Origin of the sequence: Pseudidiomarina marina (assembly GCF_044807045.1) — a bacterium.
Classification (GTDB): domain Bacteria; phylum Pseudomonadota; class Gammaproteobacteria; order Enterobacterales; family Alteromonadaceae; genus Pseudidiomarina; species Pseudidiomarina marina.
The window spans coordinates 104,255-129,996 of record NZ_CP085233.1; the positions used below are offsets into that span (position 1 = coordinate 104,255).

20 protein-coding genes are annotated in these 25,742 nt (G+C 47.2%); 3 read left to right on the top strand and 17 right to left on the bottom strand.

Annotated features, from left to right (window positions below; genetic code table 11):
• Positions 1 to 6 precede the first annotated feature (6 nt).
• The 13 genes from LG272_RS00500 to LG272_RS00560 form a co-directional block, all read right to left on the bottom strand.
• Positions 7 to 618: a type II secretion system protein gene (locus tag LG272_RS00500; protein ID WP_126759581.1), complete on the bottom strand. Its 612-nt coding sequence runs from the start codon at positions 616 to 618 to the stop codon at positions 7 to 9.
• Positions 619 to 705: 87 nt separating this feature from the next.
• Positions 706 to 1,929, bottom strand: a complete 1,224-nt coding sequence (locus tag LG272_RS00505) for a type II secretion system F family protein (RefSeq protein ID WP_404408916.1) — start codon at positions 1,927 to 1,929, stop codon at positions 706 to 708.
• On the bottom strand, positions 1,916 to 3,679 hold the full coding sequence (locus tag LG272_RS00510) for a GspE/PulE family protein (protein ID WP_126759583.1): 1,764 nt from the start codon (positions 3,677 to 3,679) through the stop codon (positions 1,916 to 1,918). Before LG272_RS00510 ends, LG272_RS00505 begins: the two co-directional genes overlap by 14 nt.
• Before the next feature lies 1 nt (position 3,680).
• A complete protein-coding gene (locus LG272_RS00515) occupies positions 3,681 to 4,820 on the bottom strand; it encodes a tetratricopeptide repeat protein (protein ID WP_404408919.1) in 1,140 nt (379 codons plus the stop codon).
• Entirely contained in the window at positions 4,817 to 5,731 is a 915-nt protein-coding gene (locus LG272_RS00520) for an ExeA family protein (protein ID WP_126759585.1), read from the bottom strand. Before LG272_RS00520 ends, LG272_RS00515 begins: the two co-directional genes overlap by 4 nt.
• Before the next feature lie 7 nt (positions 5,732 to 5,738).
• Positions 5,739 to 7,388, bottom strand: a complete 1,650-nt coding sequence (gene mshL, locus LG272_RS00525; protein WP_404408921.1) for a pilus (MSHA type) biogenesis protein MshL — start codon at positions 7,386 to 7,388, stop codon at positions 5,739 to 5,741.
• On the bottom strand, positions 7,385 to 7,738 hold the full coding sequence (locus tag LG272_RS00530) for a hypothetical protein (protein WP_126759587.1): 354 nt from the start codon (positions 7,736 to 7,738) through the stop codon (positions 7,385 to 7,387). The genes mshL and LG272_RS00530 overlap by 4 nt, the downstream gene beginning before the upstream one ends.
• The gene (locus tag LG272_RS00535; RefSeq protein ID WP_404408923.1) at positions 7,725 to 8,369 is read right to left on the bottom strand and encodes a hypothetical protein; all 645 of its coding nucleotides are present in this window, start codon (positions 8,367 to 8,369) and stop codon (positions 7,725 to 7,727) included. The genes LG272_RS00530 and LG272_RS00535 overlap by 14 nt, the downstream gene beginning before the upstream one ends.
• Entirely contained in the window at positions 8,366 to 8,998 is a 633-nt protein-coding gene (locus LG272_RS00540; protein ID WP_126759589.1) for a PilN domain-containing protein, read from the bottom strand. The genes LG272_RS00535 and LG272_RS00540 overlap by 4 nt, the downstream gene beginning before the upstream one ends.
• The gene (locus tag LG272_RS00545) at positions 8,995 to 9,948 is read right to left on the bottom strand and encodes a hypothetical protein (protein WP_404408925.1); all 954 of its coding nucleotides are present in this window, start codon (positions 9,946 to 9,948) and stop codon (positions 8,995 to 8,997) included. The genes LG272_RS00540 and LG272_RS00545 overlap by 4 nt, the downstream gene beginning before the upstream one ends.
• A 132-nt stretch (positions 9,949 to 10,080) precedes the next feature.
• Positions 10,081 to 11,118, bottom strand: a complete 1,038-nt coding sequence (gene pyrC / locus LG272_RS00550; RefSeq protein WP_126759591.1) for a dihydroorotase — start codon at positions 11,116 to 11,118, stop codon at positions 10,081 to 10,083.
• Positions 11,119 to 11,168: 50 nt separating this feature from the next.
• A complete protein-coding gene (locus tag LG272_RS00555; protein WP_404408927.1) occupies positions 11,169 to 13,496 on the bottom strand; it encodes a diguanylate cyclase in 2,328 nt (775 codons plus the stop codon).
• An 88-nt stretch (positions 13,497 to 13,584) separates the two neighbouring features.
• Entirely contained in the window at positions 13,585 to 14,163 is a 579-nt protein-coding gene (locus tag LG272_RS00560) for a thymidine kinase (RefSeq protein ID WP_404408929.1), read from the bottom strand.
• Between the two features lie 187 nt (positions 14,164 to 14,350).
• Here LG272_RS00560 and LG272_RS00565 point away from each other — a divergent pair, with 187 nt between their 5' ends.
• Positions 14,351 to 15,580 carry an adenosine deaminase gene (locus tag LG272_RS00565; protein WP_404408931.1) on the top strand — a complete coding sequence of 410 codons (1,230 nt, stop codon included), beginning with the start codon at positions 14,351 to 14,353 and terminating at the stop codon, positions 15,578 to 15,580.
• A 20-nt stretch (positions 15,581 to 15,600) separates the two neighbouring features.
• Here LG272_RS00565 and LG272_RS00570 read toward each other — a convergent pair whose 3' ends face one another.
• Both LG272_RS00570 and LG272_RS00575 read right to left on the bottom strand, forming a co-directional pair.
• Positions 15,601 to 18,033 (bottom strand): putative bifunctional diguanylate cyclase/phosphodiesterase, encoded by a 2,433-nt coding sequence (locus LG272_RS00570; RefSeq protein WP_404408933.1) that lies wholly within the window; start codon positions 18,031 to 18,033, stop codon positions 15,601 to 15,603.
• Positions 18,030 to 18,968 carry an ABC transporter substrate-binding protein gene (locus LG272_RS00575; RefSeq protein ID WP_404408935.1) on the bottom strand — a complete coding sequence of 313 codons (939 nt, stop codon included), beginning with the start codon at positions 18,966 to 18,968 and terminating at the stop codon, positions 18,030 to 18,032. Before LG272_RS00575 ends, LG272_RS00570 begins: the two co-directional genes overlap by 4 nt.
• 139 nt (positions 18,969 to 19,107) lie before the next feature.
• Here LG272_RS00575 and LG272_RS00580 point away from each other — a divergent pair, with 139 nt between their 5' ends.
• On the top strand, positions 19,108 to 20,784 hold the full coding sequence (locus LG272_RS00580) for a PAS domain-containing protein (RefSeq protein WP_404408937.1): 1,677 nt from the start codon (positions 19,108 to 19,110) through the stop codon (positions 20,782 to 20,784).
• 8 nt (positions 20,785 to 20,792) lie between these two features.
• On the opposite strand, the gene ssb is transcribed toward LG272_RS00580, so the two are convergent.
• Together ssb and LG272_RS00590 are read right to left on the bottom strand one after the other, a co-directional pair.
• Complete coding sequence (ssb, locus tag LG272_RS00585; protein WP_404408939.1) at positions 20,793 to 21,377, bottom strand: single-stranded DNA-binding protein; 585 nt, start codon at positions 21,375 to 21,377, stop codon at positions 20,793 to 20,795.
• Positions 21,378 to 21,413: 36 nt separating this feature from the next.
• Positions 21,414 to 22,799: an MFS transporter gene (locus tag LG272_RS00590; protein ID WP_404408941.1), complete on the bottom strand. Its 1,386-nt coding sequence runs from the start codon at positions 22,797 to 22,799 to the stop codon at positions 21,414 to 21,416.
• Positions 22,800 to 22,916: 117 nt separating this feature from the next.
• On the opposite strand from LG272_RS00590, the gene uvrA reads away from it, so the two are divergent.
• Positions 22,917 to 25,742, top strand: coding sequence for an excinuclease ABC subunit UvrA (uvrA, locus tag LG272_RS00595; protein WP_404408943.1), 2,826 nt, complete (start codon positions 22,917 to 22,919; stop codon positions 25,740 to 25,742).

Sequence of the window (25,742 nt, forward strand, 5' to 3'; positions counted from 1 at the left end):
TATAAACTAATTATTACTAAAAATACTGACCCCACCGGTACGTGGGTTATAGACAAACACGTTACCGACAGAGAGATAGTCGGTGCCACTTGGCGCTGAAGCCAAGTTTTTAATGGTATTTGCTAAATAATACACGCAAATATCATTGGTTCCGTTATTTTCGCGGGTCACGTAATAACGGTTTTCACCCAGCAGGGTAAAACTGGTGGTAGCGGTTGGCGCACCTTGTAAAATGGCTTGCATCATGGTGCGGCAATCTTCACTGGTAATGTTTAAATCGTGGGCATTAAGATTGTTGTCGCCACTGACTGGGTAGCCGGTGCTTCCATCCACGTTAACGCTAATGCCATCCATGACAACAACGGCGCCTGCGCCATCCGCGTTACCTTGTGGACGACCGCGTAGTTCCCATTCAGCACGCACAAGGCCGACCGCGCTGGCAAAGCCTCCGGCAACACCTTCTACGGCCGCATCTTCGGCATCAGCTGTCACACTGGTAAAGCGTGGCAGTGCCGAGGCTGCCAACAAGCCCAGAATAACAACAACAATAATCAGCTCAATCAGGGTAAAACCCGACTGGTTCGCTGTTGAAGTAAGTTTCGTCTGCACTGCTTGCATCCCTTATTCCCCGTAGGTTTATTATGATTTTTATAACAAAACCATGCAAATATTAATGGTTATCCACAATTGTTAAATTACGGTTAATTATCGACCCCGATACGCATCCATCATTTCCCACATTGGTAAGAATACACCCAATGCCATAATGGTGATGATTACCGCCACAAATACTAATAAAATCGGCTCGATGCGCGCGGTCAAACTCTTGAGATCATAATCGACTTCGCGTTCGTAATATCCAGCCACTTCAAATAACATTTCATCGACTCGACCTGTTTCTTCGCCAACGGCTATCATTTGCAATACTAAGGGCGTAAATAGCTCACTATTGCGGGCAGTTCGCGTTAAGCTCTCACCGCGCTCAATATTACGTCGCATGTCGTTAATGCGCCCACTCATCCAGCTATTATCCACTGCTTCAGCGACTAAACCTAAGCCTTGCGTTAATGGCACTCCCGCTTGCAACATCACCGCAAACGTGCGCGCAAACCGAGCTAGCAACGAACGCATGACAATATCACCAACCACTGGCATACGCGTTTTGAATCGATCCCACACCATTCTTCCAGGTACGGTTTTAACGTAGTTGATTGCGCCTGCAATCGCCACTACAACCACTCCGAGCATCAGTGGCCACCAATTTACGAAGAAATTTGAGGTGGCGAGAATAATGCGCGTCGGTAATGGTAAATCCACATTAAAATTCGCAAACATTTGCGCAAACGGCGGTATCACCCAAATGTTTATGATTACGACCGCAGCCACTAACGCCAACATAATAAACATGGGGTAGCGCAGCGCTGACTTAATCGCTTTACGCGTTTCTTGTTCTTTTTCTAGGTAGTCTGAAAGCTGCAAAAATGCGCCTTCTAATTCACCCGTGTTTTCGCCAACGTGCACAATTGCAACCAATAGGCGTGGAAACACACGTGGATGAGAGGCCATTGCAGAAGATAGCTGGCGACCGCGCTCTAGCTGCTCCACTAAATCTTTTAATACAGCACCAAATCGTTTGTTACTCGTATTCTCCGCTAATCCCTCCATGGCACGAAGCAGCGGTATACCTGCTTTGGTTAACGAATACATTTGTCGAGTAAATATGATCAGATCAACATGGCTAATGCGTTGTTGAAACAATCCAGAGGACTTGGCTCCCGCTTTGGCTTCGGTCACTTCAATTTGTATCGCCAACGGGGTGATTCCCCGACGCAATAAGCTATCGGCTGCTGAGCTTTCACTCGCCGCTTCAATAACCCCCTGCACTGGCTGGCCACCATTATCGCGGCCACGATACTTATAGTTCGCCATCGCCACCCTCTGTGGTTGCCGCCGTTATTCGTAGTTCTTTTTCTTCGACTGTTTCAGCCAAAAACAACACTTCATCAAGAGAAGTAATACCTGCTCGCGCATACTCCAATGCAACGCTCGCTAATGGTTTAAACCCTTCTGACTGACGCGCTGCTTGGGCAAACTCGCGCATATTGCTATCGCGTAACGCATCAATCATCGTTTCGTTCATTTCTAGAAATTCGAATACACCAATTCGACCCTTATAGCCCGTATGATTACAGCTACGACAGCCCTTACCACGCACAAAGCCACTGCCATTTGTCGGAATACTGGGATCCATGCGGCGTAAGAGTGTCAACTCAGCAACCTCTGGCGTATCGGCTATCTTGCAATTGTCGCACACGCGACGAATCAAGCGTTGTGCGAGAACACCTCGCAAAGCCGCACCAACTAAATATGGTGCTGCACCCATATCAATTAATCGCAGCGCACTCGTAATCGAATCGTTGGTGTGCAAGGTGGTCAGTACTAAGTGACCCGTAATCGCACCACGCAGGCCAATTTCAACGGTTTCGTGATCACGCATCTCACCCACCATGATAATGTCGGGGTCTTGGCGCAAAGTGGTACGTAATACGTTCGAGAAACTCAGTCCAATTTTGCTGTTTACTTGAACCTGAGAAATACGAGGTAAGCGGTATTCGACTGGGTCTTCAACCGTGATAATTTTCTTTTCGGCTTGGTTGAGTTCACTTAGCGCGCCGTACAACGTTGTGGTTTTACCCGAGCCTGTCGGACCGGTCACAATTAACATGCCATACGGACGATGAATCAATCGACGCACACGCTTGAGGATATGTTCTGGCATACCCGTCTGCTCGAGCTGCAGCAAGCCTGCAGACTGATCCAACAAACGCATGACGCACGATTCGCCATACTGTACCGGCATCGTCGATACCCGCACATCAATAGAGTGGTCGCGTATTTTAATATTAAAGCGACCATCTTGTGGTAATCGCTTCTCGGAAATATCCAAGCCAGCCATCAGCTTCAATCGCAACAACAGGGCGTTGGCAATATTGGTTTCAGTGAGCACGTTTTCTTGTAACACACCGTCAACTCGCATCCGAATGCGCAATGCACGATCATCTGGTTCGATGTGAATGTCTGAAGCACGCACTTGCACGGCATCAGCAAAAATCGATTGTAAGAGCTTGGCGACCGTTGCTTCGTCGTCATCGTCATCAAGCGACAATGCGCCAAGATCAAATTCGGCTCCATCCTGGGTTTCGGTTTGCAGCTCTTTTGCAAACTGAGCAATGTCTTTGGTACGGCGATAAAGGTTATCAAATGCCTCAAGTAAATCCGCATCGGGCACTACCGCAAGCTTCATTTCGCGTGGCTGCAGATAATGAGAAATAGCGTCTACGGCAGCAAGATCAGCAGGATCGCTCATACCAACGAGAGCATTCGTTTCATCAGCTTCAATGACTAAGGCGCGATGACGACGCGCCTGAACTTCGGGAATTAGGTTCACCACTTGCTGTGAAATCTTACGGTCACCGAGTTCAATCAACGGGATGTTCAACTGACGCGCTAAGAATTCAAGCAAATCATGTTCTTCAATGAACCCAAGATCAATCAATGTCACACCAAGCTTCCGGCCATTTTGCTTCTGATCGGCTAACGCTTGCTGCAACTGAGACTCTGTAATCATGCCATCTTGAACGAGTAGATCACCGAGGCGCATTTTTAAACGTGGGCGCATCTTAGAATCCCTCCAATACAGCAAGACGTTGTTCGATATACGAGCGAGCGTCCTGACCTAAGTCCGGTTGCTTTATCGCTTGATGATAACTGCGAACCGCAGCTTCAATATTATCGCCATCTTCGTAGGCGACAGCTGCGGCAAGCCACCAACGACCTTCATTCGATTGCGTCGCAAGCGCGGTATAGTCAGCGGCAGCCTCATTAAAATAACCAAGCTGCGTTGCCGATGACGCTCTTAATTGCAATAACTCCGGAGTTTCTGGCGCTTGCATAGGAATAACGGCAAGTACCTGATACGCCTGTTCAACTCGACCCACTCGCTCATATATTCGTGCTAACAACAACTGCCATTCGGTTTGCTGAGGCTTTAAATCTAACCCTTGTTGTAACAAGGTGATTGCTCGGCTCGTTAAACCCCGCCCGTACCAATATGCGGCCAGTTCAGAGCGAACTTTTACATGATCTGGTTTAACCACCAATGCTTTCTCGAGTAACTCTTGTCCTCTAGCCTGTTCACCTTTCTGGAACGCTTCACGAGCTTTTGCTAGGTTTGTATCGGCTAATTCTTGCGATGATAATTGCACCCGCTCAACACTAAACGACTGAGATGAACTTGATGCTGGCGGCTTCTTCGTTGCTTTTGGGGTCGGCTCAGGTGTTGGAGCTGGTTCGGTTATCACGTTAGTTTCCGCAGGCTCCGACTCTGTCGTAGGCTGCTTCGGTGATTTTTCCGTCACTTCGGTGTCTTGAGTTTTAGGTAACGTTGCCACATCAACAATGACGTTTGGCTTTTCGACTTTTGCTGCCGCTTCTTGTGATGAGGTTTCAGATTTTGTCGGCGTCTCTTTTCCCACGGTCTCGGCAGCCAACGCCTCCGATTTAGCAATGGCTTGGCTCAGTTCAACTGGGGTCGTTTCAACCGTTGATGCTGACTCAACTTCCGCTGACGCTTGATTTGAGCTGTACATCCACCACAGATTTAATGCCCCGATTATCGCCGCTAAGCTCACGACTAAAATGCCAACAATCCATGCCCAATGAATCGGTTGAGGCGCAACCGCCGCCGGTGTATAAGTGCGTCGGTTATTTTGCTGCTGACGCTGGTCAAGATCACGTAACATCCGATTGATAACACTCATAGGTTACCTCCAGCAAACCATTGCTGTTGATAACCCCAAAATGCTAGCGCCGCGAGCGCAGCAGCACCTAATACCCACCAATACCAAGTACGTTTCGGCAACATTGCATCTTCTGTATCGTCGACGGCAGTACGCACATGCTTCGGAGTAACCGGATACACACCCTCGCCATAACACAGCAATAGCACCTTATGGCATAGAACATTCGCAAGTCTTGGAATACCGCGACTCGCCTGATGTAGCATACTCACGACGCGGCCATTAAAGATTGGCGCACCTTTATAACCGGCCACATGTAAACGATGGGAAATATAACGTGCCAACTCGTGTACCGTCATTGCTTGCAAGTGATAGCTAAACGAGATGCGCTGGCGTAACTGGCGATGCTCTCGTGCCGCTAAACGTTCGTTCAGCTCAGGTTGCCCAAACAAAACGATGTGTAAGAGTTTTCGCGTCTCAGTTTCCAGATTCGAGATCAGACGCAGCGCTTCAAGTGAATCGCTCGGCAATGCTTGCGCTTCATCCAATACAATGACGACCGTTTTACCCGCAGCATTAATCTCCATGAGCCGTTGTTGAATCGCTTGCGTAACTAACTGCTGACTGCTTGCTGATGAAATATCCACTTGTAGTTCGCGAGCAATTTGTGCACGCAGTTCATCCGGATTTAAAAACGGATTTGGGATGTATGCCGTCACATATGGTTCGGGTAATTCGTTCAGTAACTTACGACACAATAAGGTTTTACCGGTACCAACCTCACCAACAACTTTGATGAAACCTTCACCGGTACGCAATGCGGTTAACAATACTTCCAAAGCTGCGCGGTGACCTTCAAGATCACAATAGAAACTGGTATTCGGCGTCAGCGTGAATGGTAGTTCGGTTAAGCCGTAATGCTTTTGATACATAGCGGTCTCAGTTTCCGTACCATTGCTTCAAAATTTCGCTAGAACGGTCAAGTTCGTCCTGCCAAGTATCCACGCCAACCACGGTTGGGCGAATCAATATCACCAGCTCTTTCTTCTGCTCGACGCGGCGCTTATTTTTAAATAGGTTGCCAACAACCGGAATATCGCCCAACAAAGGTGCTTTCGCTTCAGTATCGGTGTATGAGGTCTGCATTAACCCACCCAAGACGACAATTTCACCATTGCGTGCTTTTACGATCGTGTCACTCTCACGAATGTTGCTTTGTGCTAATGGAAGAACAAAGGTGTCATTGTTCAACTTAACCACTTTTTCTTGTTCCGTGGTTTCAACAACGGAAGGATGCACATGCAAAATCACTTCACCGTCTTCACTAATTTGCGGCGTAATATCGAGAGAGATACCAGAGAAAAACGGCGTTAACTCAATGTTCGGTGTCGACGTGGTGGCTGTACCAGTGACCGTCGTTGTTGAAACGTTAGTAACAAAGTATTCGTCTTCACCGATTTTAATCACGGCTTTTTGGTTGTTTGCTGCACTCACCCGCGGGTTTGACAGCACCTGGACATTTCCTTGAGTTTGCAACAGGTTTAATGCACCGGTGAACTCACCAACGTTCAAGGTCATACCGAATACACCACCGAGGCTGCTACCAGAAATGCCAGAACCGCTCATGCTAATAGTGCCTACCGAGTTACCAGCTTCAAAAATATCGTTCCAATTAATGCCTTGTTGATAATCGTCATTCAGCGCAACTTCGACAATGCGCGCTTCAAGAATGACCTGACGTTGTAGACGACGTTGTGCTGATTCCAGAAATTCTCGCGCAGCGCGAATTTCACTAGGTAATGCGGTGACCGTAACTAATCCAGCTTGCGGCGCAACAACGACACGACGTCCTTCGCCTGGCCCCACAATGCCCTCAATAATAGCTTTCAGGTCGCGCCACCAATCGGTTTCAGAAGAGCTACTGATTGAAGAACCGTTGGTTTGCATGCCGTTCAAGTTTTGCGAGAGCGGATTGTTGTTATTCACACCACCCTGGTTACCTAACAAATTGTTATTAGCGTTGCTGCCGTATTGGTTGTTACCGCTATTGTTGCGATCGTTGTCTTTTACTCCGCCTGAGCTGACACTAGTTTGTGAAAGCCCCATGCGACGCAGCGCTAGATAATCAAGTGCAATGGTTTCGCTACGTAACCCTGCTGGAAATACACGAATCATATTGCGTTCTTTGCGCACCTGATAACCATAAATATCGCTAATAACATCGAGCGTTTCGGTTAATGTTACGTCTTTTAAGTTCACCGTTATGGAACCCGAGACTTCGGGGTGAACCACGATGTTATAGGGCGAGTCGGCGGTTAATCCTGCAAAAAACTGAGCAGCAGGAACTTCATTTGCGGCAATAGAAAAACGCGGTTCAGCAAGAAGTTGTTCGCCCGCCTCACGCAATTGATTATTTTGACCACGCAGGCTTTCGCGCACTGAATCAGGCAGTGGTGGGCGTTCACTCGTTGCGCGCCCTGTCGAACGCTCTTGCAACGCCTGCTGCGCCTCTGTTGGCTTGCGCTCTGGCTGATGAGCGCAGGCGGCCACCAACAGTAAGGCGATGCTAATCAAGCCTACTCGAATCATAAACTGCTCCCTGCTGACGGGTAATACGGTGTTGCTGAAAAGCTAAACAGCCGTAAGGTTAAATCTTTACTATTCCGCGTATCTCGCAAACTTACTTCACTCATTTGGATAGCTGTCACCTTGTACGGTCCAATTGTCTCACCTACAACTTTCCACTGGCCATCAATCAGTGCTTTTCGTTGTTCACCAACCCACCGAATAGACTGCAATTTCAATACTTCTGATGCAGGCGTTGGGCTACCAGCACGTTCAAGAACTCGAGGTGGCGCCGTTGGATCACGCAGTTCTTGCAGCGCCGATGCCGGTACACTTATGAGTAGTAATATCAGTAATCCATTAGCTCGCAACATAATCACGCTCCAAGCTGATGGTATAAATTTCTAACGTCAATTCCGCTTCAGGGGCTTGGAGTACATTGTAATCCAAGCGCTGCCAGTAGAATGACCACTCCAACTTCTCAAGCTGTTGCAGGTAATTACTTAACGAAAAATAATTACCTCGAATGACAAGCTGTAAACGATGACGAAAGATACCTGTATCTTGGTTCATTTCATCTTGGTAAATAAGTTCAGCCGGTAAGGCTTGAGCCGACTGTACTTTGACGTTACTTGCTTGATTCAATAAAGCTCGCAGTAAAGCTCGATTGTCGGCAGCACTCACATAATTGGCTTCTTGATTGAGTTGCTGATCGACTTCAAGCAGACTTGCCTGCAATTGCTCTAAGCGTCGTCTTTGAGCAGCTTGTGGGTCACCTGCCAAACGCTGATCTATTTGTTTTATCTCACGCGATAATTGGTCTACTTGGCTTTGTTGCATTTCTTGCTTGGTCTTTTCTGCCTGAATGACGTCAAGAGCTGGACGGAAACCAAACCAATAACTCAAATAAACAATTAAGAACAATGCAGCAATGAACCAAATGCGGCGGCGCTTTGCATCAACTGCTTCGAATTTTTGTTGCCACTGCAGCCATTGCTGTTTCATCGCGCTGCCCCCGCATTCGTTCGTGGCTGTGCCAGCAAACTGCTGTGCTGTAGGCTACCCACGGTAAAATCGAGAACACCTGATGTATTAACATCTCGTAATTCAAAAACGCCGAACTGTCGACCGCTCAACGTGTCGTAATCGGAAAAACTCGCCAACCAAAGCGGCAACGCACTGGCGCTGGCGGTTTTACCCTGCAGCGTCAACTGCCCGTTCGAAATCAAGATTCGATGAAGCCAAATGGCATCTGTGTCAGCGCGAGCCAGATCGTCGAGTACGTCGGCAAAACTTGCTGCCTGAGTTTGAGTCACATTTTGCATCTGTTGCAGCAATCGTTGCCGTTGGGCTAAATCGAGTTCAATTTGCTCAATTTGTTGCGCTACTTTTGCATCATTCATCGCTGCACGAAGTTCAGCTTGTTTCGCTATTAGTTGCTGCTGCGACTGGCTAAGATTGTGAGCCATGCGCTGTGTATTAATCTCGGTTTGGTTTGCCCACAACGTCATCGCAACCGAACCAAATACGCCGAGAACTAAGACAGCAGCCACCGCAGTCATCACCCGCTTAAAGGTTAACGTTTCATGCTTGGGCCGCAATTCAAGTACGTAAAGGTTCGCTATTTGCTTCATGCAACCTCCCGACTTTCAATGCGCAAGCGTTGCGCGAGCAATACCCCTCCAAGCACCGGATAATCCGAGAAATCGCCCGCCGCTAACTCTTGTGCCCATTGCGGATAATCAGCCCAACGCGACGTAAGCCCAAGATCTTCATCAAGCTGCTGGGTAATGCCTTGGCGATTCTTTGTGCCAATCGCAATAATTACTTCACGAATGGGTCGCTGCCGTAATTGACGTTCAAAGTAGTCAGCTGAGCGTTGTACCTCGACGCTAAGCGGCGCAGCACCGCCGAGTTTTATTTCGTCTGAAGTTAACTGAGATAATTGCTCTAAGCTGCGTACTACACGATTTACTTGGAGCCGCCCTTGCTGATACACCTGTAGCAATGCGGGTTCTAAATCGTGTTGATAAGCCAATACCGCAGGCTCAACTTGCTCTGCGAACAATTGCGCTATCGCTTGTTCTTCAGAAACAATGCCAGCGATATTGTCACTAATTTGGTGAAGTTCGTGTAATACCGGTTCGAGTACCTTTCTGTCAGCAACAATCGCGTTGATTTTGTCTTGTCCTGCTAGCTGTACCGGCGCGTCATAGTAATCAGCGATAATATCTGCCGGAGGCAACGTGACGAGATCGCGCAGGTTGTAACGCAAAGCTTGGGTAATTTCTTCAGCAGGGAGATTCGGGCGCTCTAGTTGCACGCTTTGATATAACGAGGGGCCAAGCACAACGAGAACAGTAGGATTGCCTTTCGTGTAACGCGCATATTTTACCGTCAGAGACTTAATTGCAGTCGCCCAGTTGCCATCGATAACTTCAAGATGGTCGGAAACAATAAGGGCCGGCGCGTGACCTGCGTCGTCATCAGCAAATTCAGCAACCGCCAGAGACACGAACCCTGAGGCCAACGCGTACGTCAGCACCAGTCGATTGTTGTGTTTAGCGCGCCACAAACGAATCAAGTTGCTTTCCTTTCAAATTATAATTTTTATTATAGTTCTATTTATAAACCCTCAAGCCATATAAGACCATGTCTTGAGGGGGATTGCTAGCGTGTTAAATTGTTCAATAGCTTGTTTTTATTTTGTTAACAATTACTTTAGCTGCCAATTTAATATTTCGCCAGCCCAATATGGCACCATGGGCCCAACGGCTGTCATGACCGTTTCGGGTACGCGCCACGGTTTCCGTACCAAAGTCACGCAAGATGTTGCACGTGCATACCCGTAAAAATCTGCACCGAAACCACTCGCAAAGTCTGCCAATTTTTCAAGCGCATTCATTTGTTCAAAAAACTCTGCATACAAAGGTAACGCCGCCGGCGCTGAGTAACAACCCGCACATCCGCATGCCGTCTCTTTTTTCGATTGCGCATGAGGTGCCGAATCGGTACCTAAGAAAAATTTCGGGTTTCCAGATACTGCGGCTCGCCGCAGTTCAAGTTGGTGATCACGGCGCTTTAAAATCGGTAAGCAATAATTATGCGGTCGCACTCCGCCTACTAATAAATCGTTGCGGTTCATCAATAAGTGTTGCGGCGTAATCGTTGCTGCCACATTCTCACCTTGTTCTTCAACAAATTTTACGGCGTCGGCCGTCGTGATGTGCTCCAGTACTAACTTCAGTTTCGGGTGACGCTGCAGCAACGGACGTAAGTGTCGATCGATAAACACCTTTTCACGGTCAAAAATATCTATATCTGCTGTCGTAACCTCGCCATGTACAAGCAATGGCACTTGGAGTTTCGCCATTTCTGCGAACACATCGTCTAAACCATCGACATTCGTAACACCAGCATCTGAGTTGGTGGTTGCACCGGAAGGATACAGTTTAAATCCGATAATATTAGGATCGGCAGCGGCCGCTCGCACCGTCTCTAACGCAGTGTTTTGAGTAAGATATAGCGCCATCAGCGGCTCAAATTGATTTCCATGCGGACGATTTTCAAGAATACGCTGACGATACTGCTGCGCCAATTCGACGGTTGTGACTGGCGGTACCAAATTCGGCATGATCACCGCGCGAGAAAACACTTCTGCGGTCGCAGGCACCGTTGTCGCTAACAGTTCGCCGTCGCGAAGATGTAAATGCCAATCGTCGGGAGTGGGAATTGTTAGCTCAGAAACCTGCATGTGTACCTCTATAATGTGAAATGTTCGATGCGATGATTAATTACGCAATATTATACCTCTTTTGCAGCAATACAGCGATTACGTCCGTCAGATTTTGCTTGGTAAAGAGCATTATCCGCGCGCGCAAACCAACGATCGACATCTTTATCGGTCGGGAGAAGTTGCGCGACGCCAATACTAATGGTGACTGGGATGGTTTTACCTTGCCATTCAAACTCAGTTTCTTCAATACGTTGCCGCACGCGTTCAGCAGCCTGTAGTGCCTGATTAATATCTGCATGCGGTAATAAAATGGCAAATTCCTCACCGCCTTGGCGTCCTAACAAATCGCCATCACGCAAAACTTCTCTAGTAATATCCGCGAATTGTTTCAGCACCTTGTCGCCGGCTGCATGACCATAGGTATCATTTACCTTTTTAAAATGATCTAAATCGATAATGGCGACACTGACTGGCAGCTCGTAGCGTTGCTGTTCGTTGAATCGCTGCTCAGCGGCCTCGATAAACACTCGGCGATTCGCCACTTGAGTTAACTCATCGATAGTTGCCATGCGCCGAAGTTCTTCAGTGGCGTTGATTCGTTGCTCATCAATGCGGCGAAAATGCATCAAAGTGCCAAGCGTATTCAAAATAGGTTCGAGTGTGGCTAGGAGTTCTTGGTTGTAGCCTTGCGCAGAGTTCGCCAAAAGTAATAAACCAACAACTTGACGCTTGAAATAAAGCGGTAATATATAAGCATTTTCTAATGATGGCAGGTCGAGAGGCTGAAACAACGCTTCTTCATTCTGAACCGGATAAGGACAGAGTTGTGCTTTCCCTTCCGTTAATACTTGCCAAACAACACGACCCGTTACCTCAACTTCAAGCCCTTGGTGAATTAACTTTTGATATGCTTGGTTCTTTACTTCGTCGTCGCTACGCCGAACACCATGCAACCAAAGTAATTCCCGCGACACCGAGTTGCCTGGAAGTTCACCGATAATGCCTACTTTACTTTGGGTTAGAGCCATTAGTTGCGGTAAAGCGATATCACACACTTCACTGAATTCTTTGACGAATAAAAATTCATGCTGAACTGCTGAAACGAGGTTTAGGACAGTTTCTTGTTGCTTACGGCGCAATTCATTCTTAACTTCATCGGTAATATCATGATGAATACCTACCATACGCACCGCCAAGCCATTGTCATCGAACTCTATGACTTTGCCGATGCTATGTAACCATATAAAATGACCATCAGCATGCTGCAATCGGAAGCGCGCCTCGAATCGTTCAGCTTGGCCTTTTAGGTGGCGTTGTAACGCATCTCGGGTCGCTTGGTAATCTTCGGGATGAATTAACGTCGCCCAGCGATTGTTTTGAGCATAACTTTCATCGCGACCTAGTATTTCAGCCCAAGTATGATTAACCGATACGGTTTGCTTGATCAGATTCCAATCCCAAGTCGCCAAGTTTCCAGCTGCCAGTGCAAGGGCAAAACTTTGGTTCGCTTGTTGTAGGCTTATTTCGAGCTCTTTGCGTTTCGTGCTGTCATGTAAGTAACCACGTACCCGAACTAGGTGGCCATGACTGTCGCGATCCGCTCGCGCATAGTGATGAACCCAACGGACATCGCCTTTAGGTGTAATAACACGGTATTCTAATTCGAGTGATTCTTGCTCACCATCAAGAACTGCTTGCATACGGGCAAGCAACTCCTCGCAATCAGACTTATGAACAATCGTTTCGTAGTTAACGTCAGGATCTAACAAATAGTCGCTCGGATAGCCCAGTACGCGCTCAACATTCGATGCCGTATAAATTAAATGTGGAAATGGCTCGACTTGCCACACCACCGCAGCTACCGGCCCTTCAGCTAGTACTCGTCGTTCTTGTTCAAAATTACTAATTGCATAACGACCAACAAGCTCGTTTTTTACCCATTCTGCAAGAATTTCGAGCCATTCACGTTGCTGAGTTGAAAAATTCCGAGGGCGAGAGTCCGTAATACATAATGTGCCGACAAAAATATCTGGTGCGATTTCTAGCGGTACACCGGCATAAAAGCGTAAACCATTTTCGGCAACAACATAGGGATTATCGAAAAAGCGCTCATCCTTTGTTGCGTCCTCTACCACCATAGTCGACGCTTTTTCTACCGCATGACTACAAAACGAAACTTCCCGAGGGGTTTCATTTTCTTGAAATCCAATCTTGGATTTAAACCACTGCCGTTCGCTATCAACAAGCGTAATCAACGCAGCATCCGCATCAAATAGTTGTTTGGCAAATTGGGTGATTTTATCAAAAACTGGTTCGGGCTCGGTATCTAAGATGTCGAGTTCATGCAGCAAGTGCAGCCGTTCTACTTCGTTTCGCGGTAGCGGTGCTGGTTTCATTGACTCTCCACTTTGAACTTGATCAATTTCTATTCAAATAGTAGCAGACTTTTCCCAAAGCAATTGATGCAATTAACTATTTTACGGCTTAAAGGCCTAATCGTTCCTTCCAATGCTTACGGCAACATGAGATATAGCGATCATTGCCACCAATGGCGATTTGGTCACCCACCTTCACCGCGTTGCCCTCAGCATCAATCCGCAAATTCATAGTCGCTTTACGACCACAGAAACAAATGGTTTTCATCTCTGCCAATTTATCAGCCACAGCTAGTAATACAGCACTACCTGGAAAAGCTTTGCCAAATGCGTCACTGCGGATACCGTAACACATTACCGGAATATCAACACGGTCAACCACGTCGGTAAGCTGCCAAACCTGCGTTTCGGTTAGAAACTGCGCCTCATCAATCAATACACAGTCAATGTGTTTTCGTTGATGCCGCGCTTCAATTAGTGCGGCTAAATCCGTCGTGTTTGAAAAGGCCAACGCTTCACGATCAATCCCCAGCCGCGAAGCAATACGCCCGTGCCCCGCCCGATCATCAATCGACGGGGTCAGCAGTAACACGTGTTGGTCACGTTCTTCATAGTTATGGGCAACTTGAAGCAACGAAGTGCTTTTTCCGGCATTCATTGCCGAGTAAGTAAAATAAAGTGAAGCCATAGAATCGTTAATCGTTAATCGTTATTGGTTATTGGTTATTGGTTATTGGTTATTCGAAGTGTTTTTCTAATATCTAATATCCAATAGCTAATATCCACTCTTTTTCTTTCCCACGAATAACGAACAACCAATAACGATTAACGCCTTTGTTTTGATATACTTTGTGAAATTCAAATAGGAGAAGCCCATGACCGCACCTTATTCTCACGCCTTCTTAAAAGCTATGCCAAAAGCCGACCTGCATTTGCACTTGGACGGTAGTTTACGTCCGGATGGCTTAATTGAAATGGCAAAGCGCAGTGGTATTGAGCTACCGTCATACACGGTTGATGGCTTGTACGACCTTGTGTTTAAAGAGTCGTATCAGAATTTAGGTGAATATTTGAACGGCTTCCAATACACCTGTGCGGTTTTACGCGACATGGAAAACCTTGAGCAAGCCGCGTATGAATTAGCCCAAGATAATATTGCTGAGGGTGTTATCTACATTGAAGTTCGCTTTGCGCCGCAATTAATGATGGACCCAGCTCGGGGCATCGATTTTGATACCGTGATGCACACAACGAACAAAGGCTTAAAGCGCGCCCAAATTGAATACAATGCACAGCCTGAGGTTCAGAATGGCAGTAAACCGCCGTTTGATTACGGCATCATTAACTGCGCTATGCGTATGTTCGGCAAAAAAGGGTTCTCGCCTTACTACACCCAGCTATTCCAAATGTTGCGCGACCATGAGCCAAAGCAAGTGATTAAAACCGCGGCCATGGAAATGATCCGCGCCAGCGTGCGTCTACGCGATGAAGAAGGCTTACCAATTGTTGGCTTAGATATCGCCGGTCAGGAAATGGGCTACCCGGCGCACGATTTCAAAGAAGCCTACGAGTATGCGCATCAGAACTTCTTGCTGAAAACTGTCCATGCTGGCGAAGCCTACGGCGCTGAGAGTATTTTTGAAGCACTCACACAGTGTTATGCCGACCGTTTAGGGCATGGATATTCACTGTTCTCGCCAGAGATGATTCAAGACCCGACAATTACCGATAAAGAGGATTATGCGCGTCGGTTAGCGTCGTTTATTGCCGACCGTCGCATCGCTATTGAGGTGTGTATTACCAGTAACCTACAAACAAACCCAGATATTGGCGATGTCAGCAACCATAACTTTAAACACATGTATGCGAACCGGTTAGCAACCGTCATTTGTACCGATAACCGACTGGTTTCGCGCACTACCGTGACACAAGAATATGAACTCGCGTTAAGCGCTGTCGATGTGCCATTAAAACGTCTAAAAGATATGGTCGCTTACGGCTTCAAGAAAAACTTCTTTGCAGGTGACTACATTGCGAAACGTGCCTACGCGAAGCAGGCATTAGAATACTTTGATAAGATTGCTGCAGAGCACGGTATTCGCTAAAGACTCTGACTTGAGAGGCGCTATTTTACGCCTCTCATTGTTTCCGCTTTGAAGTCATCTAATGGCATTGGTTTATGAAAATAATAACCTTGGCACACAACGTCTTTTGAAAGGCGTTCTAAGAAATTTAATTGCTCTTTCGTTTCTACACCCTCGGCAACAATGCGTAGGCCCAAATGCTGGCCCATCGAAATAATCGTTTCGACAATTTTATCTTGGTTTGAGGCGCCAATGCCTTGCACGAAACCTTGATCAATTTTTAATTCATCAATCGGTAATGTTGTCAGGTAACTCAGTGATGAATACCCAGTGCCGAAATCATCAATTGAAAACTGCACGCCGGTTTCCTTTAACGTTTTCATTTTCAATTTAATATCCTGAATATCATCGACTAAAAGATTCTCCGTGATCTCTAAAATCAATCGGTTTGGCACAATGCCATTACGAACTAACTGGCGCTCGATAAAATAAACAAAGTCATATTTGCGGAAATGTCGTGGGCTTATATTTATAGCAACCGTCAAATGCTCTGGTAATTCAGCCGCGATCTCGAGTGCTCGTGTGACAATCCACTTGCCTAAATTCACTATCAGTTCGCTTTTTTCAGCAATTGGAATAAAGACTCCTGGCGATATTGCGCCAAGTTCTGGATGCTGCCAGCGGCACAACACTTCAACTCCCACCATAGTGCCATCAGCCAGTTGCTGCGGTTGCATATGTAACTGAAGTTGTTCGGTACCAATCGCATCTCGCAGCGCACGCTCAATCTCAAAATGTTGTTCGAGTGCATAACTATACGATGGGTTATAAACCATCAGCTGATTGCCACCAGCTTCTTTTGCGTGATGAACAGCGGTTTCAGCATGACGAATAATTGACTCAGGCGTATCACCATACTCTGGATACATAACCATGCCAGCACTGGCTGTAACAATAATCCGCTCGCCTTCAACGATGAGCGGTTTACTCATTTCATCAAGCGCTTCTTTCACCAAAACTTGCGTATGAGCCAAAACATGCTCACGCTCACCTGAAGCACTTAGCAGTAACGCAAACAAATCACCGCCAAGATTACCAAGCTTTGCGCCGGCTTCATGCAATACCACTTGGCTCAGACGCTCTTTTAAAGTCAATAACACCTGATCGCCAAATTCGAATCCGCGAACGTCATTGATGCGCTGCAAGCCATCAACATCGAGCAACACCACGGCACCGTATTTGCGCGGCTCACGTGACTGGAGCATTTGACTCAGAAGCTCGGTACATTGCGTACGATTCGGTAAGCCCGTTAATACATCAAAGTAAGCAAGGTAATTTACCTGCGCTTCAGCAGCTCTGCGTTCGGTAATATTCTGTTTACTCGCAAGGTAATTAGTGATCTCACCATGCTCATTTCTTAATGGTGAAATAGTTGCCCACTCACGATATTCGCTACCGTCTTTACGACGATTATAAAGCTCGCCTTGCCAGACTTTACCCTCGGTTAATGCACTCCACATGGCCTCATAAGTTGACTTCGGTGTGTTTCCAGAGGCAAGTACTTTAGGGTTAACACCCAATACTTCTTCAGCTGAATAGCCGGTGATATCGGTAAACGTCTTGTTCACATACTCAATGCGGGCATCAAGATCAGTAATTACAATACAATCGCTACTTTGCTCGACCGCCGCAGACAGTTTGCGCAAACGTGTTTCATAGTCATCACGTGATTTGGCTGCAGTAATGAGTGTTTCCCAAAGCAATCCGAGTTCGTTATACGAAGGCACCTTAATATCACCGATATATTCTCGTTTCGAAAATCTATCGAGTGCTTTTACGATGCTACCAACCGGACGCGCAATAATGAATTGTAAGCCCAGCCAGAGCCCAATACCGAGGAACACCAAAATAAAGAGAAATGCGCTCAGCTCATTTATTGCCAATGAACTCAGTTGATACCACGTATCATCATGGCGGTATTCAACGACAAATAGGTTACGCCGTAGCTGCGCACTTAATTGTCCAGGTGGTACCACTGGAACTATCGCAACAAAATGTTTGTGCTCCGGATGATAATTTATGGTTGTGACACCAGATCGTGACGCTTCCAGCACACTATTTGTAGGTAATTCACTAATAAACTGTTCGAGCTGCGGATTAATCTGATTCATCGCATAAAAGCGCATGAGCCGACCATTGCTATCAAGCATAAAAGCCTTCTCGACACGCGGGTGAACATGAACTTCACTTAACAATTCCGAGACAGAATCGGTGCGATTCAATCCAAACATTCGATTCAAGGATCCTTGGGCTACTACCACCATCGAACGTAGTTCTAATTCAGCCCGAGCAAAAGCTTCTTCTTGTTGCGCTCGAATGAGATAAAAGCTGAGCGCGGCTAATATCGCAAATGCAATTAGTACAATGGGTGCTGTAATTTGTAGGCTTAGTCGTCGATAGAAAGGCAGTTTCATTCCAACACACCCTCACAAACTGGCAGCGAACGCGGCGTACTAAACAAACCTGCTTCGGCGAGGTGACTACTGACAATATTGCTAACTTCGGTATAGCGCGTTGCCAAAAACTCTCGGCTAGTTTGCGAATCATAGAATTTTAATTGTGCCATCGTCGTACGTAGTTCCGTCGCAGATAGACCAGAGAGCTTCATCATCGCCTTAAATACGTCGGAGTCTGGTGTTTGAGCCTCGCGGAGAGCCGTATCCCATGAGTGTGTAATAAACGAAAGTAAGCGCTCTTTATGGAGGCGCCACGCATCTTGGCGTACGACAACCGTATCTATAATCTCATCCGGGATTTCTTGACTTGAAAAAATAACTTCAGCGCCCTGCTCCGCTAAAATTTGAGTGAAAGGCGCATACGTTGCGATAACATCCACGTCGTTATTCTTCAATGCAGAAATGTGTCCTGTTGGAAGTAAAATATGGCGTTGCAATCGGGTTTCATCAATGGATTTTTCCTCAATCCAGCGCGACACGACATAACGAGCCAGGGCGCTATCCTCCATGCCCACACGTATTGGCCCATCTTTTGACAATTCAGGAAGAAAGTTTGGAGCAGCAAGTACGGCATCGGCACCGTCAGAGCTAGACATCGCCAACGCAATACATAAATCGAGGTTGGTGCGTGAATTAAGACTTATGGCATTATCTAAACTCAACATGGCAACACTTGCAGCCTGATTCGTCAGCATGCGCACAACGCTAATATCGGAAACCAGCATGGTGATGTGAATGCCTTGCGGTTGTTGTTCTGGATTCAACTTGTGTTGAGCGTAGAACGGCTGATAGCCAAGCCACGAATTGCCGACCACGTTAATTGGATCGTGTTGAGGTTGACAGCCAAATACCATAAAAATACTCAGTGATATGACCCAAAACCGTCTTTTCACGTATCCACTCCTCGAACTGCCAAGCTAGCTGTCTAACAATAGTTATACTACGACAATATCGGTACTTCCGACATAAATCTTTTCAATTGCGACTAGTTTAGTTTAGATTAAGACGAAATAAAGAACAAAGTGAGCCATCATGAGAAATATCAACAACCAGCTCGATGAATTAGAAGCGATAATTGATAGTTCTGGAGCTGGCACATGGAAGTGGAATATTCAGACCGGTGAGACTTATTTTAATGAAATGTGGGCCGCTATTGTCGGCTATACACTCGATGAGTTAGCGCCTATTTCAATAGCCACTTGGCAACGACTTAGTCATCCCGATGATCTCGAAAATTCTGCAGCCCAGCTAGAACAGCATTTTAGCGGCAACGCACCCACCTATCGATGCGATGCTCGCATGCGACATAAGAACGGCAATTGGGTTTGGGTGCGTGACACCGGCCGAGTCATCTCATGGTCCTCTGATGGAAAGCCCGAGTGGATGGTGGGCATGCATTTTGACATTACCGCCGAAAAACAAGCTGAGTTCCAAGCGCGAGCTACCGAACGCAAATTACAGCGAATTATTGACAGCTCGCCGACAACGATTTTCGTCTGGAATTTAGACTCGGATGAGTTGCACTTATATGGCGAACGCGTCGAATTACTGCACGATGCGGATGATATTATTTCTAACGCTTCCTATTGGTGGCAGAACAGCATTCATCCAACTGATCGCGAAACCATGCTGCCGAAATTACAAGAGTGGATAAGGTCTTGCTCGGAAGAGCCGCTGTCACGGCGCTACCGCATTCGCGGTACAAACGGCCAGTACTATTGGCTAAAAGAGCGCATGCGAGCGATCATTGACAATGGGCGTATTACACAAGCCATCGGCTCAATCATTAACGTCACCGATGAGCATAAGCTTGAACTAGAGCTCGAACAAAAACAAATCACGTTAGAGCGCGCACAAGAGATCGGCCAATTGGGTTATTGGACATCACGTATTGGCTTTGATGATCTATTTTGGTCGAACAAAATTTATGACATTCTTGGCCTCGAGCCAAACTCGGTAAAACCTTCGGTCGAGGCCTTTCGCAATTTTGTACATCCAGACGATCGGGAGCTTTTTGATAGCAACCTCGCTGCAGCTGAGGCAACTGGTGACTACAACATAGAGCATCGCATTGTACGCGCCGATGGCCAACTGCGTTGGGTTCACGAACGCGCCAGCTTTTGCAAAATCAACAACGAAGACTACATCGTCGGTACCATGCGTGATATCACGCAATCAAAAGAGTATCAGGCGCAGTTAGAAGAACTCAGCGAAACAGACGAACTAACCAGGCTTTACAACCGACGCTATTTTATGAGCCAGGCTAAGCTCGCCTATTACCATCTTGAACGATTTGACCATCCGTCAACACTAGTGCTTATTGATATCGATCACTTTAAAAAGGTGAATGACGAATACGGGCATGATGTTGGTGACTTGGTGTTGCAATCTATTGCAAATTATCTAAAGCAATCCCTGCGGCCGTCTGACGTAGTCGCTCGACTTGGTGGCGAAGAGTTTGTTTTGTTGCTTCATCAGACGGAGTTACATCCTTCATTGCCAAGGCTTGAGACCCTTCTGAAAGGCATTAGTGAGCTCGAGATTAAAACAAAAGAACTGTTAATTTCGGTCACTGCGACGTTTGGGGTAACTGAAATTAAACGCGACGATACTGATGTCAGCGTTGCCCTCATACGCGCTGATCAGGCGCTATATGAAGGCAAACGAAAAGGCCGAAACCAAGTCATCGTAAACTTGGGGAAGTACTAACGCTCTGATCAGAACGGAATATCGTCGTCGAAGTCTTGATCTGGCACAAACGGTTCTTGCTGTTGCTGCTGCGGTTGCTGCGCAGGCTGTTGGTTGAAGCTTTGTGCTGGCGCTTGACGCTGACCACCTTGCTGACCGCCACCGAAGCCACCCTGGCCTTGTCCACCTTGTGAGCCGCCTTGCCCGCCGCTTTGCTGACCACCGAAGCCGCCTGATTGCTGACCGCCACCGTAACCACCTTGTCCGCCACCTGGGCGACCATCAAGCATTTGCAGGTCGTTGATAACTATTTCAGTGGTGTAGCGCTCAACGCCATCTTGTCCTTGCCATTTACGTGTTTGCAGACGGCCTTCAACATAAACTTTTGAGCCTTTTTTCAGGTACTCGCCGGCAATTTCCGCTAAGCGACGATACGCTACACAACGATGCCACTCGGTTTGCTCGCGCGGCTCGCCAGTTTGCTTGTCTTTCCACGTCTCGCTGGTTGCAACTGAAAGGTTTGCGATGGCTGTATTATTTTGCGTGTAGCGCACTTCTGGATCGGCGCCTAAATTACCAATTAAAATTACCTTATTAATGCCGCGACTGGCCATGCCATCTGCTCCTTCACTATCTCTTATGTTCGATACTTACGTTCGGTACGGCGCTATATGCGCCTCTATTTCAGAATCATTGTAATCAGTTTTATGAACTTTTAAATACACCGTTTGTTCGTCGGCCACAATGCGAACTTCTTCTACCCCATTCAACTGACTCAACTGTTCGGCTAAACCATCGGCTTGAGACGCATTCAATTTACCCAAGGTGAAACTCACACTTTGTTGTTGTGGCGGTGGCTGCATGCCGAAGCTGATTGTAAACCAGCATACTAGCAGTACCGTGCAGAAAATCCCAACACCTAACAAACCAAAATATTGATAAATGGAGCCACCAGCGGCACCACCTACAAACGCACCTAAAAACTGGCATGTGGCGTAGATACCGCTTGCACTTCCCTTTCGCCCTGCTGGCGCAAAGCGCGTGAGTGAGCTTGGCAGCGTCGCCTCAAGGAAGTTAAAACCAGTAAAAAATAGCACAACGGCGATAGCTAAATAAGTCCAATGCGCTGGGATAAATACGATAACTGCCACGGCCAAGATAACTAAGCCAATGGCAACGCGGAAATAACGTGGTTGCTGACGTTGGCGCTCGGCTTTTATCAACATCGGAATCATAAAGGCAAAAGATGCAATCAATGTTGGTAAATACAACCACGCATGTTCATCTGCGGCCAATCCACCGCGCATAAGCTGTAACGGCACCACCACAAAAAACGCCGTTAAGACGCAATGCAGTACCAGTACGCCAAAATTCAAACGCGCTAATTGGGGGTCTTTAAATAGCTGGCCGAGTTCATTTTTTAATGGAATCAAATCACCGCGCGCTGACTTCTGCGCAACTTTTGGAACGGCCGCAAGAAATACCACAATACCAAACACAGCACTTACGGCAGTGAAATAAAATAACCCGGACAAGCCAATTTGCGCACCAAGCAATGGGCCTAAAACTAGCGCCAAGGCGAACGACAAACCAATAAACATGCCGATTGCGGCCATTACTTTCGGACGTTGTGAATCGCGCGTAATATCCGCCGCCAAAGCCAATATTGCAGCAGCAATTGCGCCCATTCCCTGCAATGCGCGACCGATAACTACGCCGACAAGTGTATCTGCCCATGCAGCCACTAAGCTCCCAGCGGCAAAGATTAACAGACCAGCAATAATCACAGGCCGACGACCAATTCGATCAGAGAGCATACCCAACGGAATCTGTAATAGCGCCTGTGTTAAACCATAGGCACCAATGGCTAAGCCGATTAACAACGGTGTGTAATCTGGATACTGCTGACCATATATGGCAATAACGGGCATGATCAAAAATAGCCCGAGCATACGTAATCCAAATACAGTAGCTAAAGCACCAGAGGCGCGCCGCTCAGTCGGAGTGAGTCGATTGTCTTGGTTTTGCTGTCGCATGAACATCTCATTGCTGCAGGAAAAAATCGCTGGCCATTGTACCAGAAGGTATCGGTTGTGCGATAATACTCGTTTCATTCAATTGCTTGTCATTGGCAACGGAGAGTTGTAATTCTCATGGATAAAATAGAAATCCGCGGTGCCCGCACCCACAACCTGAAAAACATTAACGTGACCATTCCGCGCGACAAACTGGTGGTCATCACAGGACTGTCTGGCTCGGGAAAATCTTCGTTAGCTTTTGATACGCTATATGCCGAGGGGCAGCGTCGTTACGTTGAATCCCTATCGGCTTATGCGCGGCAGTTTTTATCGCTGATGGAAAAGCCTGATGTGGATAGCATCGAAGGTCTATCCCCAGCTATCTCGATTGAACAAAAATCAACGTCACACAATCCACGCTCAACGGTCGGTACCATTACCGAAATATATGACTATTTGCGCTTAATGTTTGCTCGGGTCGGCGAACCACGTTGCCCAACGCACAATGTTACATTAGCGGCACAAACCATTTCACAAATGGTGGATCAAGTACTTGCCTTACCAGAAGGCGAAAAACTGATGATTGTCGCACCAATTATTCAGGAGCGTAAAGGTGAGCACACTAAGGTTCTCGAAAATCTCGCGGCGCAAGGCTTCATACGTGCCCGCATTGACGGTGAATTATGTGATTTAAGCGATCCTCCAAAACTGGAGTTACATAAAAAACACACTATCGAAGTGGTGGTTGATCGCATTAAAGTTCGCGAAGGCCTTGAGTTACGACTCGCTGAATCGTTTGAAACCGCGCTTGAGTTGAGTGGCGGGACGGCCCTTGTGGTGCCTATGGAAGACGATTCGAAAATTGAAGATATTGTGTTTTCCGCAAACTTTGCCTGCCCTCATTGTGGTTACAGCATGCAAGAACTTGAGCCGCGCTTATTCTCATTTAATAACCCGGCTGGTGCGTGTGGCTCATGTGATGGTTTGGGTATTGAACAGTTCTTTGACCCTGCCAAAGTCGTCACCAATCCAGAGCTTAGCCTTACTGGCGGCGCGATTCGTGGCTGGGACAAACGTAATTTCTACTACTACCAAATGTTGCAGTCGCTGTCGCGTCACTACAAGTTTGACCTGAATAAGCCGTTTGCGAGCCTCGACGAAAAACACCAACAAGTGGTGTTATTTGGTAGCGGCAAAGAAGAAATAGAATTTACCTATATGAACGATCGCGGCGACCGTGTGACGCGTACGCATGCGTTTGAGGGGATTATTCCTAACATGCAACGCCGCTATCGGGAAACCGACTCGATGGCGGTTCGCGAAGATTTATCAAAGTATCTTGCATCACAGCCTTGTAAGAGTTGTGGCGGCACCCGTTTACGTCAGGAAGCGCGTCATGTGTTTGTGAATGACACAACGTTACCTCAGGTTGTTGAGCGCTCGATTGGCGATGCTCTGAAATTCTTCCAAGAACTCGAACTTGAAGGCCAGCGCGCAAAAATTGCCGAAAAAATTCTGAAAGAAATTAATGACCGTCTCGGCTTCCTCGTCAACGTTGGCTTAAACTATTTGAGCTTATCGCGTAGCGCAGAGACCCTCTCAGGTGGTGAAGCGCAACGTATTCGATTAGCATCGCAAATAGGTGCCGGCCTGGTTGGCGTGATGTACGTGCTTGATGAACCGTCGATTGGCTTACATCAGCGCGATAACGAACGTCTATTGAGCACGCTCACGCGCTTACGTGACCTCGGTAATACCGTAATTGTGGTTGAGCACGATGAAGATGCAATACGAGCCGCCGATCATGTCATTGATATCGGTCCAGGAGCGGGCGTTCACGGTGGTCAAGTGATTGCGCAAGGCCATTACGAAGAAATCATGGCCAACGAAGACTCATTAACCGGTGATTATTTGTCGGGCCGAAAAGAGATTGCGGTACCGAAAAAGCGCCATCAACCTGGCAAACATTGGGTTAAATTGAATGGCGCTTCTGGCAATAACTTGAAAAACGTCAACGCCGAGATACCTGTAGGCTTGATGACTTGTGTAACCGGCGTTTCCGGCTCCGGCAAGTCAACGTTGATTAACGACACCCTATTCCGTATTGCCCACCGAGAGCTCAACAAAGCGACAGCCAATGAGCCAGCGCCTTATGAGAGCATCGACGGCATGCAATTTTTAGATAAAGTCGTTGATATTGACCAAAGTCCTATCGGCCGTACACCGCGTTCGAACCCAGCAACCTATACAGGCATCTTTACGCCAATTCGTGAGCTTTATGCTGGTACAGAAGAAGCACGATCGCGTGGTTATAAGGTTGGGCGTTTCAGCTTTAACGTGCGAGGTGGTCGTTGCGAGGCTTGCCAAGGCGATGGTGTCATTAAGGTAGAGATGCACTTCTTACCGGACGTGTACGTGCCCTGTGACGTTTGTAAAGGCAAGCGCTACAACCGCGAGACCTTAGAGATTAAATACAAAGGCAAGAGTATTCACGAGGTCTTGGATATGACCGTTGAGGACGCGCGTGAGTTCTTTGCACCAATTCCCGCAATTGCGCGCAAGCTGCAAACGCTTATCGATGTTGGCTTGTCGTATATTCGTCTAGGTCAAAGTGCAACCACATTGTCAGGCGGTGAAGCCCAGCGCGTCAAATTAGCGCGCGAATTATCCAAACGTGATACCGGCAAAACCTTGTACATTTTGGATGAGCCGACCACCGGTCTGCACTTCCATGATATTCAGCAGTTACTGACGGTCTTGCATCGACTGCGGGACCATGGCAACACCGTCGTTATTATTGAGCATAACCTCGATGTCATTAAAACCGCAGATTGGATCATCGACTTGGGCCCTGAAGGCGGCTCTGGCGGAGGTGAAATTTTGACGGCAGGTGCGCCAGAAGATATCGTGACATGTACAGCGTCACACACCGCTCGCTTCCTTAAACCAATGTTAGGGTAA

Excerpts from the sequence above, each read along its gene's own strand:
- LG272_RS00500 (WP_126759581.1), bottom strand. The coding sequence starts at position 618 with ATGCAAGCAGTGCAGACGAAACTTACTTCAACAGCGAACCAGTCGGGT.
- LG272_RS00505 (WP_404408916.1), bottom strand. The coding sequence starts at position 1,929 with ATGGCGAACTATAAGTATCGTGGCCGCGATAATGGTGGCCAGCCAGTG.
- LG272_RS00510 (WP_126759583.1), bottom strand. The coding sequence starts at position 3,679 with ATGCGCCCACGTTTAAAAATGCGCCTCGGTGATCTACTCGTTCAAGAT.
- LG272_RS00515 (WP_404408919.1), bottom strand. The coding sequence starts at position 4,820 with ATGAGTGTTATCAATCGGATGTTACGTGATCTTGACCAGCGTCAGCAG.
- LG272_RS00520 (WP_126759585.1), bottom strand. The coding sequence starts at position 5,731 with ATGTATCAAAAGCATTACGGCTTAACCGAACTACCATTCACGCTGACG.
- mshL (WP_404408921.1), bottom strand. The coding sequence starts at position 7,388 with ATGATTCGAGTAGGCTTGATTAGCATCGCCTTACTGTTGGTGGCCGCC.
- LG272_RS00530 (WP_126759587.1), bottom strand. The coding sequence starts at position 7,738 with ATGTTGCGAGCTAATGGATTACTGATATTACTACTCATAAGTGTACCG.
- LG272_RS00535 (WP_404408923.1), bottom strand. The coding sequence starts at position 8,369 with ATGAAACAGCAATGGCTGCAGTGGCAACAAAAATTCGAAGCAGTTGAT.
- LG272_RS00540 (WP_126759589.1), bottom strand. The coding sequence starts at position 8,998 with ATGAAGCAAATAGCGAACCTTTACGTACTTGAATTGCGGCCCAAGCAT.
- pyrC (WP_126759591.1), bottom strand. The coding sequence starts at position 11,118 with ATGCAGGTTTCTGAGCTAACAATTCCCACTCCCGACGATTGGCATTTA.
- LG272_RS00555 (WP_404408927.1), bottom strand. The coding sequence starts at position 13,496 with ATGAAACCAGCACCGCTACCGCGAAACGAAGTAGAACGGCTGCACTTG.
- LG272_RS00560 (WP_404408929.1), bottom strand. The coding sequence starts at position 14,163 with ATGGCTTCACTTTATTTTACTTACTCGGCAATGAATGCCGGAAAAAGC.
- LG272_RS00565 (WP_404408931.1), top strand. The coding sequence starts at position 14,351 with ATGACCGCACCTTATTCTCACGCCTTCTTAAAAGCTATGCCAAAAGCC.
- LG272_RS00570 (WP_404408933.1), bottom strand. The coding sequence starts at position 18,033 with ATGAAACTGCCTTTCTATCGACGACTAAGCCTACAAATTACAGCACCC.
- LG272_RS00580 (WP_404408937.1), top strand. The coding sequence starts at position 19,108 with ATGAGAAATATCAACAACCAGCTCGATGAATTAGAAGCGATAATTGAT.
- ssb (WP_404408939.1), bottom strand. The coding sequence starts at position 21,377 with ATGGCCAGTCGCGGCATTAATAAGGTAATTTTAATTGGTAATTTAGGC.
- LG272_RS00590 (WP_404408941.1), bottom strand. The coding sequence starts at position 22,799 with ATGCGACAGCAAAACCAAGACAATCGACTCACTCCGACTGAGCGGCGC.
- uvrA (WP_404408943.1), top strand. The coding sequence starts at position 22,917 with ATGGATAAAATAGAAATCCGCGGTGCCCGCACCCACAACCTGAAAAAC.